The sequence below is a fragment of the Streptomyces sp. NPDC059850 genome (genome assembly GCF_042731515.1).
Taxonomy (GTDB): domain Bacteria; phylum Actinomycetota; class Actinomycetes; order Streptomycetales; family Streptomycetaceae; genus Streptomyces.
Map to the genome: position 1 here is coordinate 49,921 of NZ_JBHWJI010000039.1, position 17,901 is coordinate 67,821.

General features: G+C 71.1%; 12 protein-coding genes. 8 read left to right on the forward strand and 4 right to left on the reverse strand.

Annotation, left to right across the window (positions count from 1 at the left end; all coding sequences use genetic code 11):
* Nucleotides 1-229: 229 nt before the first annotated feature.
* Nucleotides 230-1,234 (forward strand): TerC family protein, encoded by a 1,005-nt coding sequence (locus ACFV9T_RS28315; RefSeq protein ID WP_385445156.1) that lies wholly within the window; start codon nt 230-232, stop codon nt 1,232-1,234.
* Nucleotides 1,235-1,269: 35 nt separating this feature from the next.
* Here ACFV9T_RS28315 and ACFV9T_RS28320 read toward each other — a convergent pair whose 3' ends face one another.
* Nucleotides 1,270-2,580 (reverse strand): MFS transporter, encoded by a 1,311-nt coding sequence (locus ACFV9T_RS28320; RefSeq protein ID WP_385445213.1) that lies wholly within the window; start codon nt 2,578-2,580, stop codon nt 1,270-1,272.
* A gap of 183 nt (nt 2,581-2,763) precedes the next feature.
* Nucleotides 2,764-3,420 (reverse strand): MBL fold metallo-hydrolase, encoded by a 657-nt coding sequence (locus ACFV9T_RS28325; protein WP_385445157.1) that lies wholly within the window; start codon nt 3,418-3,420, stop codon nt 2,764-2,766.
* Nucleotides 3,421-3,759: 339 nt separating this feature from the next.
* On the opposite strand from ACFV9T_RS28325, the gene uvrA reads away from it, so the two are divergent.
* Nucleotides 3,760-6,795, forward strand: a complete 3,036-nt coding sequence (gene uvrA, locus ACFV9T_RS28330; RefSeq protein WP_385445159.1) for an excinuclease ABC subunit UvrA — start codon at nt 3,760-3,762, stop codon at nt 6,793-6,795.
* A gap of 64 nt (nt 6,796-6,859) precedes the next feature.
* Here uvrA and ACFV9T_RS28335 read toward each other — a convergent pair whose 3' ends face one another.
* Complete coding sequence (locus tag ACFV9T_RS28335) at nt 6,860-7,825, reverse strand: carbohydrate kinase (RefSeq protein ID WP_385445161.1); 966 nt, start codon at nt 7,823-7,825, stop codon at nt 6,860-6,862.
* On the reverse strand, nt 7,822-8,901 hold the full coding sequence (locus ACFV9T_RS28340; RefSeq protein WP_385445163.1) for a LacI family DNA-binding transcriptional regulator: 1,080 nt from the start codon (nt 8,899-8,901) through the stop codon (nt 7,822-7,824). Before ACFV9T_RS28340 ends, ACFV9T_RS28335 begins: the two co-directional genes overlap by 4 nt.
* Nucleotides 8,902-9,110: 209 nt before the next feature.
* Between ACFV9T_RS28340 and ACFV9T_RS28345 the strand changes: the two genes are divergently transcribed.
* From ACFV9T_RS28345 to ACFV9T_RS28370, 6 genes are all read left to right on the forward strand, one after another.
* Nucleotides 9,111-9,536, forward strand: a complete 426-nt coding sequence (locus ACFV9T_RS28345; RefSeq protein WP_385445165.1) for a Rieske (2Fe-2S) protein — start codon at nt 9,111-9,113, stop codon at nt 9,534-9,536.
* A gap of 40 nt (nt 9,537-9,576) precedes the next feature.
* Complete coding sequence (uvrC, locus tag ACFV9T_RS28350) at nt 9,577-11,646, forward strand: excinuclease ABC subunit UvrC (RefSeq protein WP_385445167.1); 2,070 nt, start codon at nt 9,577-9,579, stop codon at nt 11,644-11,646.
* Nucleotides 11,643-12,581: an RNase adapter RapZ gene (rapZ, locus tag ACFV9T_RS28355; protein WP_385445169.1), complete on the forward strand. Its 939-nt coding sequence runs from the start codon at nt 11,643-11,645 to the stop codon at nt 12,579-12,581. The genes uvrC and rapZ overlap by 4 nt, the downstream gene beginning before the upstream one ends.
* Before the next feature lie 2 nt (nt 12,582-12,583).
* Nucleotides 12,584-13,597 carry a uridine diphosphate-N-acetylglucosamine-binding protein YvcK gene (gene yvcK, locus ACFV9T_RS28360; RefSeq protein WP_385445214.1) on the forward strand — a complete coding sequence of 338 codons (1,014 nt, stop codon included), beginning with the start codon at nt 12,584-12,586 and terminating at the stop codon, nt 13,595-13,597.
* Nucleotides 13,588-14,577: a DNA-binding protein WhiA gene (gene whiA, locus ACFV9T_RS28365; RefSeq protein ID WP_009718797.1), complete on the forward strand. Its 990-nt coding sequence runs from the start codon at nt 13,588-13,590 to the stop codon at nt 14,575-14,577. Before yvcK ends, whiA begins: the two co-directional genes overlap by 10 nt.
* Nucleotides 14,578-14,761: 184 nt before the next feature.
* Nucleotides 14,762-17,728 (forward strand): M14 family zinc carboxypeptidase, encoded by a 2,967-nt coding sequence (locus tag ACFV9T_RS28370; protein WP_385445171.1) that lies wholly within the window; start codon nt 14,762-14,764, stop codon nt 17,726-17,728.
* Nucleotides 17,729-17,901: the final 173 nt, after the last annotated feature.

Sequence of the window (17,901 nt, forward strand, 5' to 3'; positions counted from 1 at the left end):
CTGAACAGGGCACTTGCCTTTCTCTTTACTCTTTCATGGGGGTTCCTGTACTCTTCTTTACGCGGAGGGGAGTACTCCTTAGCGGTGTTCCCGTCACCACGGATCGCGCCCGTGCACCTTGAGTCGGGTCGGGCGCGGTCCCGGGACACCGGTCCGTGGCGCGAGCCCGGGCGGAAGAGACCTCCGGCAGCGACGACGCTGAAATTGCCGTACGAATGCCGGAGGATCCGTGGACGTTTCCGTGGCCATGTGGGGGCTGACGATTGTCGGTCTCTGCGCCCTTATCGCCGTCGACTTCTTCATAGGCGGCCGCAAACCGCATGAGGTCTCCCTCAAGGAGGCCGGAATCTGGACCGCCGTCTGGATCGCGCTCGCCGGGCTCTTCGGGCTCGGCCTGCTGGTCTTCGCGGGCGGCCAGCCCTCCGGCGAGTTCTTCGCGGGCTTCATCACCGAGAAGTCGCTGAGCGTCGACAACCTCTTCGTCTTCGTCCTGATCATGGCGAAGTTCGCGGTGCCGACGATCTACCAGCAGCGGGTGCTGATGGTGGGTGTGCTGATCGCGCTGGTGCTGCGGGCGGTCTTCATCGCCGCGGGCGCCGCGATCATCTCGACCTTCGCCTGGGTCTTCTACATCTTCGGCGCCTTCCTCATCTGGACCGCCTGGAAGCTCATCCAGGAGGCGCGCGCCGGTGAGGAGGAAGAGGAGTTCGAGGAGAACCGCCTGCTCAAGGCGGTCGAGAAGCGCTTCCCCTCCACCGACCAGTACCACGGCACCAAGCTGTTCATCATGGAGAACGGCAAGAAGCTGATGACGCCGATGCTGATCGTCATGCTGGCGATCGGCACCACGGACGTCCTCTTCGCGCTGGACTCCATCCCCGCGATCTTCGGCCTGACCCAGGACCCGTACATCGTGTTCACCGCCAACGCCTTCGCGCTGATGGGTCTGCGCCAGCTGTACTTCCTGATCGGCGGGCTGCTCAAGAAGCTGGTCCACCTGTCGTACGGGCTGTCGGTCATCCTCGGCTTCATCGGCGTCAAGCTGGTGCTGCACGCGCTCCACGAGTCCGGGGTGCATGTCCCGCAGATCTCCATACCGGTCTCGCTGGGTGTGATCTGCGGGGTGCTCGTGGTCACGACGATCACCAGCCTCTACGCCTCCAAGAAGAAGGCCCTGGCGGAGGCGGGGACCGGGGAGGGCCCGTCCCGGGACAAGGACAGTGCCGACGTCTGACGCCTACCCGGCACTGTCCATCAGGAGACCGGGGCTCAGGCAGGAGCCTCCCCGGCCTCCAGGGGCCGCACGGCCGATCGTCCGCCCGCCGGACGGTCGGCCGTCGGCCGTGTCTCCGGCAGCAGGGCGAAGCAGCCCAGGCTCAGCAGCGCGATCGCGGTCAGATACAGGGCGACGCCCCAGGGCGGGCCGTCGCCCCGGGAGACCGTGGTCGCCACGATGGGGGTGAGCGCGCCGCCGAGCACCCCCGCGAGGTTGTAGCCGAGCCCCGCGCCCGTGCAGCGCACCCGCGGCTCGTACAGCTCGGGCAGATAGGCCGAGGTCACGGCGAACATGGTGATGAAGGCGAGCAGCGCGCCCAGGAAGCCCAGGAACATCCAAGGCGGCTCCCCGGTGCGCAATAGCGCGATCAGCGGGAACGTCCACACCACCGTGGCCGCGCAGCCCAGCAGGCACAGGGGCCGCCGTCCGTAGCGGTCGCCGAGATGGGCCGCCAGGGGCGTCACGGCGCCCTTGACCGCCACGGCCGCCATGATGCAGCCGAGCATGGTCGTCCGGTCCACTCCGAGCCGCTCGGTGCCGTAGGCGAGGGACCAGGTGGTCACCGCGTAGAAGACCGCGTACCCCACCGCGAGCCCGCCCGCGGTCAGCAGCACCAGCCGCCAGTGGTCGCGCACCACCTCGGCCAGCGGTGCGGCGGCCCGCTCGTCGCGCTCGGCCAGCTCCTGGAACCTCGGGGTCTCGGTCACCTGGGTGCGCAGCAGCAGCCCGGCGGCCACCAGCAGCCCTGCGCCCCAGAACGGCACCCGCCAGCCCCACGAGCGGAACGCGGCGTCGGACAGCGTGGCGGACAGGATCAGCATCGTGCCGTTGGCCAGCAGAAAGCCGATGGCCGGGCCGACCTGCGGAAAGCCCGACCACAGGCCGCGCCGCCCGGCGGGCGCGTGTTCGGCGGTGAGCAGCACCGCGCCGCCCCATTCGCCGCCGAGCCCGAGCCCCTGCAGGAAGCGGAGCGTGAGCAGCAGGGCGGGGGCGGCGATGCCGATCGTGTCGTACGTCGGGACGAAGCCGACCGCGACCGTCGCGAGGCCGGTCAGCAGCAGCGAGGCGATGAGCACCGGCCGCCGGCCGTGGCGGTCGCCGAGCGGCCCGAGCAGCATCGCGCCCAGCGGCCGGGAGATGAATCCGGCGGCGAAGGTGCCGAAGGCGGCCAGGGTACCCGCGAGCGGCGAGAAGGTGGGGAAGAAGAGCGGGCCGAGGACGAGGGCAGCGGCCGTGCCGTAGACGAAGAAGTCGTAGAACTCGATGGCGGTGCCTGCCAGCGACGCGGCGGCGAGGCGAGCCATGGACGGGGCGGCAGGGGCGGACGGGGCGCGGTCGTCGTGGCGCGGGACGTCGTGCATGCCGCGCCAACCGCCGCCGCGCCCCACCGGTTACGGGGCGCGCGGCGGCACGCGGCGCGGTACGGGGGCGGAGGGGGCGCTACGAGCCGCGCTCGCACCAGTCGCGCGGTACGGGACTGGAGGGCGCTACCAGCCGCGCTCGCGCCATTCGGTGAGGTGGGGGCGCTCGGCGCCGAGGGTGGTGTCGTCGCCGTGGCCGGGGTAGACCCACGTCTCGTCCGGGAGCCGGTCGAAGAGCTTGGTCTCGACGTCGTGGAGGAGGCTCTCGAACGCCTTGGGGTCCTTCCAGGTGTTGCCGACGCCGCCCGGGAAGAGGCAGTCGCCGGTGAACACGTGCGGATGGCCGTGCGGGTCGTCGTAGACCAGGGCGATGCTGCCCGGGGTGTGGCCCACCAGATGGCGGGCGGTCAGCTCGACCCGGCCGACCCGCACCGTCTCGCCGTCCTCGACCGGCACATCGGTGGGCACCGGGATGCCCTCGGCGTCGTACCGGCCCGCCAGGGTGCGGGCGCCGGTGGCGTCCACCACCTCGCGCAGCGCGTTCCAGTGGTCCTGGTGGCGGTGGGTGGTGACGACGGAGGCGATGCCGCTCTCGCCGATCAGGGAGAGCAGGGTCTGCGGCTCGGCGGCCGCGTCGATCAGCAACTGCTCGTCGGTGGCCCGGCAACGCAGCAGATACGCGTTGTTGTTCATGGGGCCGACCGCGACCTTCGAGATCATCAGATCGGGCAGTTCGTGCACGTCCGCCGGTCCGCCGACCGTCACCGCTCCGCTATAGGTCATGACCTCAAGCCTAGTCTCGGAGGGCCGGGCGGCGCGGCGTCGGGGGCGAGATGACAGGACGCTGCCCGGCGGGGAATATCGGGGGCGTGATGTGCCTTTTATCCCGTAGCAACCGAAGGGCACCGGCTACACGATCGGGTGAACGAGGCACGCGGGCCCGGCAAATCGAATGTGCGTGCTATAGGCTCGGCGTGCTGCATCCTTAAGACATCGCCGTGGCGCCCCCATACCCTGGGTTGGGGGCTTCGCTCCGCTCCGTCCTGCCCGTCGGTACCGTCGGGAAGGGACCGGGAGCGGGCCCGGCGCACCCACCTCTCCTCAAGAAAGGTGCCGACCGGCGTGGCCGACCGTCTCATCGTCCGTGGCGCTCGCGAGCACAATCTCAAGAACGTCTCGCTCGACCTCCCTCGCGACTCCCTCATCGTCTTCACCGGACTCTCCGGGTCGGGCAAGTCGTCCCTCGCGTTCGACACGATCTTCGCCGAGGGGCAGCGCCGCTACGTCGAGTCGCTCTCCTCCTACGCCCGGCAGTTCCTGGGTCAGATGGACAAGCCCGATGTGGACTTCATCGAGGGTCTGTCCCCGGCGGTCTCGATCGACCAGAAGTCGACGTCGCGCAACCCGCGCTCGACCGTCGGCACCATCACCGAGGTCTACGACTACCTCCGGCTGCTGTTCGCCCGCATCGGCAAGCCGCACTGCCCGGAGTGCGCCCGCCCGATCGCCCGGCAGTCGCCGCAGGCGATCGTGGACCGGGTGCTGGAGCTGCCCGAGGGCAGCCGCTTCCAGGTGCTCTCCCCGCTGGTGCGCGAGCGCAAGGGGGAGTTCGTCGACCTCTTCTCCGATCTGCAGACCAAGGGCTACAGCCGGGCCCGGGTCGACGGCGCGACGATCCAGCTGTCCGACCCGCCGACGCTGAAGAAGCAGGAGAAGCACACCATCGAGGTGGTCGTGGACCGCCTCACCGTCAAGGACAGCGCCAAGCGGCGGCTGACCGACTCGGTGGAGACCGCGCTCGGCCTCTCCGGCGGCATGATCATCCTGGACTTCGTGGATCTCGACGAGGACGATCCGCAGCGCGAGCGGATGTTCTCCGAGCACCTCTACTGCCCGTATGACGACCTGTCCTTCGAGGAGCTGGAGCCGCGCTCCTTCTCCTTCAACTCGCCGTTCGGCGCCTGCCCGGACTGCACCGGGATCGGCACCCGGATGGAGGTCGACCCGGAGCTGATCGTTCCGGACGAGGAGAAGTCGCTGGACGAGGGCGCCATCCACCCCTGGTCCCACGGCCACACCAAGGACTACTTCGGGCGGCTGGTCGGCGCGCTCGCCGACGCGCTCGGCTTCCGTACGGACATCCCCTGGGCCGGGCTTCCGCAGCGGGCCAAGAAGGCCCTGCTGAACGGCCACCGCACCCAGATCGAGGTCCGCTACCGCAACCGTTACGGCCGCCAGCGCGCGTACACCACCGCGTTCGAGGGCGCGGTGCCGTTCGTCAAGCGGCGTCATACGGAGGCGGAGAGCGACAGCAGCCGGGAGCGGTTCGAGGGCTATATGCGCGAGGTGCCCTGCCCCACCTGTGACGGCACCCGCCTCAAGCCGATCGTCCTCGCGGTCACCGTGCAGGAGCGGTCCATCGCGGACGTCTCCGCGATGTCGATCAGCGAATGCGCCGAGTTTCTGCGGAACATGGAGCTGACCGACCGCGAGAAGACCATCGCCGAGCGGGTCCTCAAGGAGGTCAACGAGCGGCTGCGGTTCCTGGTCGACGTCGGCCTGGACTATCTCTCGCTCAACCGGGCGGCGGGCACGCTCTCCGGCGGTGAGGCCCAGCGCATCCGGCTGGCCACCCAGATCGGCTCCGGCCTGGTGGGCGTGTTGTACGTGCTGGACGAGCCGTCGATCGGCCTGCACCAGCGCGACAACCACCGGCTGATCGAGACGCTGGTGCGGCTGCGCGACCTCGGCAACACCCTGATCGTCGTGGAGCACGACGAGGACACCATCAAGACCTCGGACTGGGTGGTGGACATCGGCCCGGGCGCGGGCGAGCACGGCGGCAAGGTGGTGCACAGCGGGCCGCTGAGCGAGCTGCTGGTCAACGAGGAGTCGGCGACCGGCCACTATCTGTCGGGCAAGAAGGTCATCCCGCTGCCGGGGGCCCGGCGGCCGATGGACCCGGCGCGGCAGCTGACGGTGCACGGCGCCCGGGAGAACAACCTCCAGGACATCGATGTGTCCTTCCCGCTGGGAGTGCTCTCCGCCGTCACCGGGGTCTCCGGATCCGGGAAGTCCACGCTGGTCAACGACATCCTCTACACCCATCTGGCCCGCGAGCTGAACGGGGCGAAGACCGTCCCCGGGCGGCACACCCGGGTCGCCGGTGACGATCTGGTCGACAAGGTGGTCCATGTCGACCAGTCGCCCATCGGCCGCACCCCTCGGTCCAACCCGGCCACGTACACCGGGGTCTTCGACCATGTGCGCAAGCTGTTCGCCGAGACGATGGAGGCGAAGGTGCGCGGCTATATGCCCGGGCGCTTCTCCTTCAACGTCAAGGGCGGCCGCTGCGAGAACTGCTCCGGCGACGGCACCATCAAGATCGAGATGAACTTCCTGCCGGATGTGTATGTGCCGTGCGAGGTCTGCCACGGCGCGCGCTACAACCGGGAGACCCTGGAGGTGCACTACAAGGGCAAGTCCATCGCCGAGGTGCTGGACATGCCCATCGAGGAGGCGCTGGACTTCTTCGAGGCGGTGCCCACGATCGCCCGCCATCTGCGCACCCTCAACGAGGTCGGGCTGGGTTACGTCCGGCTCGGCCAGCCCGCGCCGACCCTCTCCGGCGGTGAGGCACAGCGGGTCAAGCTGGCGAGCGAGCTGCAGAAGCGTTCCACCGGGCGGACGGTCTATGTGCTGGACGAGCCGACCACCGGTCTGCACTTCGAGGACATCAACAAGCTGATCAATGTGCTGTCCGGTCTGGTCGACAAGGGCAACACGGTGATCGTCATCGAGCACAACCTCGATGTGATCAAGACGGCGGACTGGGTTGTCGACATGGGCCCGGAGGGCGGCAGCGGCGGTGGTCTGGTCATCGCCGAGGGCACCCCGGAGGATGTGGCCTCGGTCCCGGCCAGCCACACCGGGAAGTTCCTGCGGGAGGTGCTGGGCGACCGGGTGAGCGACGCGACGGTGCCCGCCGCTCGTACGGGCGGCAAGAAGGCCCCGGCCAAGGCGGCGGCCAAGAAGACCGCGGCGAACAAGACCGCGGCGAACAAGACCGCTGCGAAGAAGGCCGTGGCGAAGAAGGCCGTCACGAAGAAGACGGCGGCCAAGTCCACGGCCGCCTCGAAGCGGACAGCCGCCAAGTAGGCGGACGAAGCGCCGCGCCCGGTCGGGCGCGGCGCCTTCCGTCGGCTTCCGGGCCGACGCGCGCTTACGCCAGCTCAGCGGCGTACGGCGGCTCGGCGCCTGCCCGGGAGCAGGTGAGCGCGGCGGCCCGGGCGGCGAAGCCCAGGACGTCCCGCCAGGCCGCCTCGTCCAGCTTGGCCAGCGCGGGCGCCGACAGCGCCTGGTGCGCCGTCAGCCGGTGCAGCAGCGCGGCGTTCACGGTGTCGCCCGCCCCGATGGTGTCCACGACCTCCACCCGCTCCCCGGGCACGGCCCAGCGGGATCCGTCCTGGCACAGCACGCTCAGCCCGTCCCCGCCGTGGGTGCAGACCACGGCCGCGGGTCCGGCCGCCGCCCACTCCCGTATCGCCGCCTCGACCGCCGCGTCGGAGTCCGCCGGGGCGTCCCCGGTACCGGCCAGCCAGCGCGCGTCCTCGACCGACAGCTTGAGCAGCCCGACGTACGGCAGCCAGCCGCGGAACCGGGCCCGGTAGGCGTCCGGGTCGGGGATGAGCCCGGTGCGGATGTTGGGGTCGAGCGCGGTGAAGACGCCGCGCCCGGCCTCGCGCCGCAGCAGCTCCTCGTACGCGCTCGCGCCCGGCTCAAGCACCAGCGAACAGGTCCCCAGCGACAGCGCGGTGGTCCCCTCGGGCAGGGCCGGGGGCAGCGTGAAGAGCCGGTCCGCGGTGCCCTGTACGTAGAAGCCGTAGCCCGCGGAACCGTCGGCGCCGATCGACGCGACGGCGAGGGTGGTGGGCTCCGGGCCGCGCTGCACCAGCGCGGTGTCCACCCCGTCCTGCCGCAGCCGGGAGAGCAGCGCCTCGCCGAAGCCGTCCGTGGAGACCCGGGAGCAGAACGCGGTCGGCACGCCGAGCCGCCCCAGCGCCATCGCGGTGTTGTAGGGGCCGCCGCCGCGTGCCGGACGCAGTGCGGGCAGTTCGTCGCCCGTCGCGGCGGGGGCCGCGCGATCGGGCACGAGATCGATCAGGGCTTCTCCGGCGACGACGATCACGAGACGGGGTCCTTTCCTGAGGGCGGCGGGCGATCGGGGGACGGGGGAGCGGATTCGGGCCCGGATTCGGGGGCGCAGCCGCAGGACGTGCGGTGGACGAACGCACACGGCAGCCGCACGGTACGCGGCGGGCGCTCCGGCCGCTCCAGGCGGTCCAGCAGCAGCCGGACCGCGGTGCTGCCGATCTCCCGGCTGGGCTGGGCGATCGCGGTGAGCCCGGGGGAGAAGACATCGGCCCAGGAGAAGTCGTCGAAGCAGACGAGCGCCAGATCGCCCGGTACGGCGCGGCCCGCCGCCCGCAGGGCGCGCAGCGCGCCGATCGTCATCGCGTTGTTGGCGGTGATGATCGCGGTGGGCGGTTCGGCGGAGGCCAGCAGCCGGTGGGTGGCGTCCTCCGCGCCGCGCGCCTCGGAGTGGCCGTCCGCCAGCAGACCGGGGTCGAACGGCAGCCCGCTGTGGTGCAGTCCGGAGCGGTAGCCGTCGATCCGCTCGGCGGTGGTGCTCAGCCCCGGTTGGCCCGCGACCAGGCCGATGCGGCGGTGGCCCAGCTCGGCGAGATGGCGCACCAGCTGTTCGAGCGGGAACGCGTTCTCGGCGCCGACCTGGTCGTACGGATGGTTGTGCCCGTCGCCGACCAGCCGGTCCAGGAAGACGCACGGGACCCCGTGCCGGGTCAGATAGCCGATCAGCTCGGTGGGGTCGGCGGACGGCGCGACGATCACTCCGTCCACGCGCCGCTCATGGAGCAGCTGGACGACCTTCCGCTCATGGTCCGGGTCGTCGTGCGGATCGGCGATCAGCAGGCTGTAGCCGTGTTCGAGGGCGCTGGCCTCCACGCCCTGCAGGATCTCGGTGAAGTACGGATTGCTGATCGCCGAGACGGCCAGCCCGATCGACCGGGTGCGGGCGGTGACGAGGGAGCGGGCGAGGGTGTTCGGGGTGTAGCCGAGGTCGTCGATGGCGTCCAGGACGGCCTGCCGGGTGGCCGGGCGCACCCGGCGGGTCTCGTTGACCACATGCGAGACGGTGGCCACGGAGACCCCCGCGCGCCGGGCCACGTCGACCATGGTCGCCATCCGTCCGCCCCTCTCCTCGGTGTGCTGCCTTCGCGGTGTGCTGCGGGAACGTGGGGGAACGTACCGCATCGGCGACCGTGCGTAAACGCTTGCGCAATCGTTTACGTCCGCTCTGAACGAACCCGGATCCGCCGGTGAGTGGCCCGATCCGTACCGGTATCGTCATATGCCAGCCCCATCCCGTACCGCCCTGCCCCGTGGAGCCCCGCATGACCAGCCAGCCCGCCTCCCGACGAACCGTGCTGTGCGGAGCGGCGCTGGCCGGAGCCGCCGGGCTCGGGGCGGCGGCCTGCTCGCCGGAGGAATCGGGCAAGAAGGCGTCCCCGACCCCCACCGCCCCCGTCGACCTCGGCCCGGCCGACGCCGTACCGGCCGATGGCGCGAAGATCTACCGCGAGGACCGGGTGGTCGTCTCCCGGACCGCCGAGGGCCGCTACGCGGCCTTCAGTGCGGTCTGCACCCACCGGGGCTGCGTCGTGGACGCCGTCGAGGACGGGAAGATCAGCTGCCCCTGTCACGGCAGCGTCTTCGACGCCCGCACCGGCAAGGTCCTGGAGGGGCCCGCCGTCGCCCCGCTGCCGTCCGTGCCGGTCAGGACGGAGGGCGGAAAGCTCGTCGCGGGGCCTGAGGCCTGATCCGCCTGCACTGTCACCGCCCGCCAGTAGGGTGGTGACCATGGCCGACCCGAGCAGCTACCGCCCCAAGCCGGGACAGATCCCCGAGTCGCCGGGGGTCTACAAGTTCCGTGATGAGCACGGCCGGGTGATCTATGTCGGAAAGGCGAAGAGCCTGCGCCCGCGGCTCTCCTCGTACTTCCAGGACCTGGCGAACCTTCACCCGCGCACGCGGACGATGGTCACCACGGCCGCCTCGGTCGAGTGGACCGTGGTCTCGACCGAGGTCGAGGCGCTGCAGCTCGAGTATTCGTGGATCAAGGAGTTCGATCCCCGGTTCAACGTCAAGTACCGCGACGACAAGAGCTATCCGTCGCTCGCGGTGACCCTGGGCGAGGAATTCCCGCGGGTCCAGGTCATGCGCGGCGCCAAGAAGAAGGGCGTGCGCTACTTCGGTCCGTACGGGCACGCCTGGGCGATCCGCGAGACCGTCGACCTGATGCTGCGGGTGTTCCCCGTGCGCACCTGCTCGGCCGGGGTGTTCAAGCGTTCCGCCCAGATCGGCCGCCCCTGTCTGCTCGGCTACATCGGCAAGTGCTCGGCCCCCTGCGTCGGCCGGGTCAGTGCCGAGGAGCACCGTGAACTCGCCGAGGAGTTCTGCGACTTCATGGCGGGCCGCACCGGCACCTACATCCGCCGCCTCGAACAGCGGATGCAAGAGGCCGCCGAGGAGATGGAGTACGAGAAGGCCGCCCGGCTGCGCGACGACATAGGAGCGCTCAAGCGCGCCATGGAGAAGAACGCGGTCGTCCTCGCCGACGCGACCGACGCCGACCTGATAGCGCTCGCCGAGGACGAGCTGGAGGCCGCCGTCCAGATCTTCCACGTCCGCGGCGGCCGGGTGCGCGGCCAGCGCGGCTGGGTCACCGACAAGGTCGAGGCCGTCGACACCGCCGACCTGGTCGAGCACGCCCTCCAGCAGCTGTACGGGGAGGAGCGGGGCGACGCGGTGCCCAAGGAGGTCCTGGTGCCCGCCGTACCGGACCCGGCCGAGCCGGTCATCGAATGGCTCAGCGAGCGCCGGGGCTCCCGGGTCGATCTGCGCATCCCGCAGCGCGGCGACAAGAAGGACCTGATGGCGACGGTCCAGCGGAACGCGCAGCAGTCGCTGGCGCTGCACAAGACCAAGCGCGCCTCCGACCTCACCACCCGCTCCCGGGCCCTGGAGGAGATCGCCGAGGCGCTCGGGCTGGACTCGGCGCCGCTGCGCATCGAGTGCTTCGACATCTCCCATCTCCAGGGCGATGACGTGGTGGCGTCCATGGTGGTCTTTGAAGACGGGCTGGCGCGGAAGGGCGAGTACCGCCGCTTCCAGATCAAAAGCTTCGCCGGTCAGGACGACGTCCGCTCCATGCACGAGGTCGTCGGCCGCCGCTTCCGCCGCTATCTGCAGGAGAAGCAGAAGTCGGGGGAGTGGGAGGAGAGCGCCGAACCCGCGAGCGACGCCCCCGGCGAGGAGACCGGCCAGCCCGCCGAAGAGACCCCCGCCGAGGAGGTCTCCGGCCCCCTGGACGACGACGGCAGGCCCAGGCGGTTCGCGTATCCGCCGCAGCTCGTCGTGGTCGACGGCGGGCAGCCGCAGGTCGCCGCCGCCAAGCGGGCGCTGGACGAGCTGGGCGTCGACGACGTGGCCGTCTGCGGCCTCGCCAAGCGGCTCGAGGAGGTCTGGCTGCCCGACGAGGACGACCCGGTGGTGCTGCCCCGCAGCAGCGAGGGGCTGTATCTGCTCCAGCGGGTCCGCGACGAGGCGCACCGGTTCGCCATCACCTACCAGCGCAGCAAGCGCGCCAAGGCGCTGAAGGCCGGGCCGCTGGATGCCGTCCCGGGCCTCGGCGACAGCCGTAAGCAGGCGCTGCTCAAGCACTTCGGCTCCGTCAAGCGGCTGCGCGCCGCCACGGTCGAGCAGATTTGCGAGGTGCCGGGCGTCGGCCGGAAGACGGCTGAGACGGTGGCGGCGGCGCTCACCGGAGCGGCTCCGGCCGCCCCCGCCGTGAACACCGCCACAGGAGAGATCATTGAGGACGAGGCCGCATCGTCGGCGCCGTCCGCGAGCCGGGGGACGAGATCATGACAGAGCACGAGAACCACGGAGACGGAGCGCAGGTGAATACGGGCACGACGGGAGAGTCCGCCGAGGCGGCGGCAGCCATTCCCGAGCTGGTGATCATCTCTGGCATGTCCGGCGCGGGCCGCAGTACCGCGGCCAAGTGTCTGGAGGACCTGGGCTGGTTCGTGGTGGACAATCTGCCGCCCGCGCTGATCCCCACCATGGTGGACCTGGGCGCCCGCTCCCAGGGCAATGTGGCCCGGATCGCCGTGGTGGTGGACGTCCGGGGCCGCCGTTTCTTCGACAACCTCCGCGAATCCCTCGCGGACCTCGCCGCCAAGAACGTCAAGCGGCGCGTGCTGTTCCTGGAGGCGTCCGACGAGGCGCTGGTGCGCCGTTTCGAGTCGGTGCGCCGTCCGCACCCGCTGCAGGGCGACGGGCGGATCGTGGACGGCATCGAGGCCGAGCGCGATCTGCTGCGCGAGCTGCGCGGTGACGCCGATCTGGTGATCGACACCTCCAGCCTCAACGTGCACGAGCTGCGCGCCAAGATGGACGCCCAGTTCGCCGGTGAGGAGGAGCCGGAGCTGCGCGCCACCGTCATGTCCTTCGGCTACAAGTACGGCCTGCCGGTCGACGCCGATCTGGTGGTGGACTGCCGCTTCCTTCCCAACCCGCACTGGGTCCCCGAGCTGCGCCCCTTCACCGGGCTCAACGAGGAGGTGTCCGGCTATGTCTTCAACCAGCCCGGCGCCAAGGAGTTCCTGGACCGGTACGCCGAGCTGCTCCAGCTGATCGCCGCGGGCTACCGCCGCGAGGGCAAGCGCTACGTGACGATCGCGGTCGGCTGCACCGGCGGCAAGCACCGCAGCGTCGCGATGTCCGAGCGGCTGGCCGCCCGGCTCGGCGCCGAAGGGGTCGAGACCGTCATCGTCCACCGTGACATGGGGCGCGAGTGACGATGCGGAACGGGCGGCTGCGGCGGCTCGTCGGGGCCCGTACGGGCCGCAGCGCCCAGCCCAAGGTGGTCGCGCTGGGCGGCGGTATGGGGCTGTCGGCGTCGCTCGCCGCGCTGCGCCGGATCACCGGTGATCTGACCGCCGTGGTCACGGTGGCCGACGACGGCGGCTCCAGCGGACGGCTCCGCGACGAGCTGGGGGTGCTGCCGCCCGGCGATCTGCGCAAGGCGCTGGCGGCCCTGTGCGGGGACGACGACTGGGGCCAGACGTGGTCCCGGGTCATCCAGCACCGCTTCATCAGCGAGGGCGAGCTGCACGGCCACGCGGTCGGCAATGTGCTGATCGTCGCCCTGTGGGAGCAGCTGGGCGACCATGTGGCCGCGCTCGACCTGGTCGGCAAGCTGCTGGGCGCGCACGGCCGGGTGCTGCCGATGTCGGCGGTGCCGCTGGAGCTGCAGGCGTACGTCAAGGGCCATGACCCGGCGCGCCCGGACGAGGTGTCGACGGTCGCCGGGCAGGCCACGGTCGCACTCACCCCCGGCGAGGTGCAGTCGGTCCACCTGGTGCCGAACGACCCGCCGGCCGTCCCCGAGGCGGTCGAGGCGGTGATGGACGCGGACTGGGTGGTGCTGGGTCCCGGCTCCTGGTTTTCCTCCGTCATCCCGCATCTCCTGGTGCCGGATTTGCTGCGCGCCCTCACCGACACCAAGGCCCGCCGGGTGCTTTCGCTGAACCTCGCGCCGCAACCCGGTGAAACCGATGGCTTCTCCCCGCAGCGTCATTTGGAGGTTTTGGCCCGACACGCCCCTAAACTCGCCTTCGACGTGGTGCTGGCCGACGAGGCCGCCGTCCCCGACCAGAGCAGTCTGTGCGATGCCGCGAAGCGACTGGGCGGCACGGTCGAGCTGGCGCCGGTGGCCGCGACCGACGGTTCCCCGAAGCACGACCCGGAGCTTCTGGCGGCCGCCTACGACCGTATTTTTCGGATGCATGGAAGGATCGGCCCATGGCGATGACGGCAGCGGTGAAGGATGAAATCTCCCGGCTCCCCGTCACCCGCACCTGCTGCCGGAAAGCGGAGGTCTCGGCGATCCTGCGGTTCGCGGGCGGCCTGCACCTGGTGAGCGGGCGCATTGTGATCGAGGCGGAGCTGGATACGGGCATCGCGGCCCGCAGGGTCCGCAAGGACATCCTGGAGATCTTCGGGCACTCATCCGATCTGGTGGTGATGGCCCCCGGAGGGCTGCGCCGCGGCAGTCGGTACGTGGTGCGGGTGGTGGCGGGCGGTGATCAGCTGGCCCGCCAGACCGGACTGGTCGACGGCCGCGGCCGGCCGATCCGCGGGCTGCCACCGCAGGTCGTCTCCGGCGCCACCTGTGACGCCGAGGCCGCCTGGCGCGGGGCCTTCCTCGCCCATGGCTCGCTCACCGAGCCCGGCCGCTCGTCCTCCCTGGAGGTGACCTGCCCCGGCCCGGAGGCCGCGCTGGCGCTGGTCGGCGCCGCCCGCAGACTGCAGATCGCCGCGAAGGCGCGCGAGGTGCGCGGAGTGGACCGGGTGGTCGTCCGGGACGGTGACGCCATCGGCGCGCTGTTGACGCGGCTGGGGGCGCACGAGTCGGTGCTCGCCTGGGAGGAGCGCCGGATGCGCCGCGAGGTGCGGGCCACCGCCAACCGGCTGGCCAACTTCGACGACGCCAATCTGCGCCGCTCGGCCCGGGCCGCCGTCGCCGCGGGCGCCCGGGTGCAGCGCGCGCTGGAGATCCTCGCCGATGAGGTGCCCGAGCACCTGGCCGCGGCCGGGCGGCTGCGCATGGAGCACAAGCAGGCCTCCCTGGAGGAGCTGGGCGCGCTCGCCGACCCGCCGCTGACCAAGGACGCCGTCGCGGGCCGTATCCGCAGGCTGCTCGCCATGGCCGACAAGCGGGCCCAGGACCTGGGCATCCCGGGGACGGAGTCGACCCTGACCGACGAGATGGCCGAGGGCATGGTCGGCTGACCGGCCGCCGCGTCGCGCGCCCCCGGCTCCCCGCGCGGAGCCGGGGGCGCGGTGCGTATAGATCGTCACACCATCGGACTATCGTCGCGTGGCGCTGTTGACATGGTCATGTGGCGACATGAGGCTTATGCGTCGGTGCACCCACACGTCGGAACGACAGTCAGGGGGGCTCATGAAGAGACGCATGACCACATCGATCCTCGCGGCGAGCGCACTGTTACTGGGGGGACTGGCCGCCACACCCGCGGCCCAGGCACAACCAGCGTCCGACAGCGCGTCCGACAGCGCGTCCGACAGCGCGGGCGAGTCGCTGACCGTATGGACCGCCCAGGTCACCCGGGCCCAGATCCCGCTGCTGCAGCGGGCGGGCGTGGACGGGACGGAACTCGGCACGCAGGTGCCCGAGAAGGGCGCCGGACCGGTCGAGCTGTATCTGACCGGCACCCAGGCCGCCGCCCTGCGCGGCCAGGGCGTGGCGCTCACCGAGAAGAAGCTCTCCCAGCGGGCCCTGAACCGCGTCGAGGCCGCGGGTGACGGCGTCTTCCGCCCGTACAGCGGCGACGGAGGGCTCCGGCAGGAGATCACCGAGACCGGCCGGACGCATCCCGGGATCACCAAGGTGGTCAGCATCGGCAAGACCACCCAGGGCAAGGACATCCTCGCGCTCAAGCTCACCAAGGGCGCCGCGAAGAGCCGCGACGGCAGCAAGCCGTCGGTCCTGTACATGTCCAACCAGCACGCCCGTGAGTGGATCACCCCGGAGATGACCCGGCGACTGATGCACTACTACCTGGACAACTACGGCAAGGACGACCGCGTCACCAGGATCGTCGACCGCACCGAACTGTGGTTCGTGCTCTCCGCCAACCCGGACGGCTACGACTACACGCATCAGAGCCCGGCCAACCGCCAGTGGCGCAAGACCCTGCGCGACAACAACGGCGACGGCAAGATCACCCCGGGCGACGGCGTCGACCCCAACCGCAACTTCCCCTACAAGTGGGGCTACGACAACGAGGGGTCGTCCGCCGACCCGGCCGACGAGACCTACCGGGGCCCCGGCCCCGGCTCCGAGCCCGAGACCAAGGCGCTGGACCGCTTCCAGAAGCGCATCGGCTTCGAACTCGGCATCAACTACCACTCGGCCGCCGAACTGCTGCTCTACGGCGTCGGCTGGCAGGTCGCCACCCCGACCCCCGACGACGTGCTCTACGAGGCGCTCGCGGGCACCCCCGAGCACTCCGCGATCCCCGGCTACCACCCGCAAGTGTCCTCGGAGCTGTACACCACCAACGGCGAGGCCGACGGCCACGCGGCCAACGTCAACGGGATGATGATGTTCACCCCGGAGATGTCGACCTGTCAGACGGCCTCCAACATCAGCCCCGACGACCCCTGGCAGCCGCGCGACTGCGCGTCCGTCTTCACCTTCCCGGACGACGAGAAGCTGATCCAGCAGGAGTTCGCCAAGAACATCCCCTTCGCGCTCTCCGTCGCCGAGACCGCCCTCCATCCCGACCAGCCGTCGTCGTCGGTCGGTATGACCGCGCCCGACTTCACCCCGGACGCGTTCACCACCTCCTACGCCCGTGGCGCCGCCCAGGACGTCGCCGTCACCGCGCGCAAGAGCGTCCGCGACAAGAGGCTCGCCTACCGGGTCGACGGCGGGCGCACCCACACCGCGTCCCTGCGGCCCTGGAAGGGCGGCGAGACCTACGGCGGCGAGGACAACATCCGCTTCGACCAGTACCGGGCCTCGGTCCGGGGAGCCGACCCCGGCGACACGGTGCGGGTGTGGTTCACCGGACGTACGAAGGACGGCGAGCGGACCGCGAGCGAGCCGTTCACCTACACCGTCGCCGAGCGGCCCCGCGCCGACACCCTGGTGATCGCCGAGGAGGGCGGCGGCTCTCCGGCCCGGCACACCGCCGCGTACACCGACGCGTTCGCCGCGAACGGCCGCAAGGCGGCCGTCTGGGACGTCGCGACCCGGGGAGCGCCGTCCGCGCTCGGAGTGCTCGACCACTTCAGGACGGTGCTCTGGTACACCGGCGCGGAGAAGCCCGGCGGGGCCACCCTGCTCGCGGTGCGCGACTACCTCAACGAGGGCGGCAAGCTGATCACCACCGGTGAGCAGGCGGGCGGCAGCTCCGTGGTCGGCCCGGCCGACACCGACGACTTCAGCCAGTACTACCTGGGCGCCGACGGCCGCCTCACGGTGAAGTCGCCGACCGCGTACGAGGGCGCCGGGGCGCTCGACGGCGCCGCCGCGGCGCTCGGCGACGCGCCCGGCAACCCCCTGGACGCCGCGGGCGCGTACACCGTCACCTCCGATGTACTGCCGCCGGAGGACTTCCCGCAGTTCCGCAGCGCGGGCGCGGGCGCGTACTCCGGCGCGCGCACCCCGTACCAGCCCTACGAGGGCGAGTGGATGGCCGCCGCCGTCCACCGGAACAGCGCCTGGATGCGGCTGTCCCGCACCGTCGACCTCACCGGGGTGAGCGCCGAGGACAAGCCGAGCCTGACCTTCCGGCTCAGCTACGACACCGAGCCCGGCTACGACCATGTGATCGCCGAGGCGCACACCGCGGGCCAGGACGACTGGACCACGCTGCCGGACGCGGGCGGCGCCAGCTCGGACCAGGTCCCGACCGAGTGCGAGGCGGGCTTCCTGCTGACCACCCACCCGTTCCTCAAGCGCTATCTGACCGCCGCGGACGACGGCTGCCGCGCCCAGGGCGGCACGGGCGCCTGGAACAGCTTCACGGGCTCCTCCGGCGGCTGGACGCCGGTCTCCCTGGACCTGAGCCGCTACGCGGGCGAGAAGGTCGAACTGGCCCTCTCCTACGTCACCGATTCGAGTGCGGCCGGGCGCGGCGCCTTCGTCGACAGCACCGCGCTCGTGACCGGCGGCGGCACCCGGGACAGCGAGGGCTTCGAGACGGCGCTGGGCCCCTGGTCGGTGCCGGGGGCGCCGGAGGGCAGCCCCGTCAACGCGGCGGACTGGACGCGCTCGAAGGAGCTGTTCCGCACCTCGGCCGGGGTCACCACACGGGACACCGTGCTGCTCGGCTTCGGCCTGGAACACGTGAAGGACGACGCCCAGCGGGAGCGGCTCGTACGCGGTGCGCTGCGTGCGCTGCGCCGTTGACACAGCGTGACAGAACGTGACTGAGTCGGCGGCCCATGCCCCTTTCCGGTGGTTGTGGGCCGCCGACCGCCAATGTCACGCACGTTCCGTGATAGCGGTAGGGTCGGAGGCGGTCGGGGACATCCCATACAGCTCGCCGGCGTCCAGACCGGCACACCAACGAGGAGATCGGT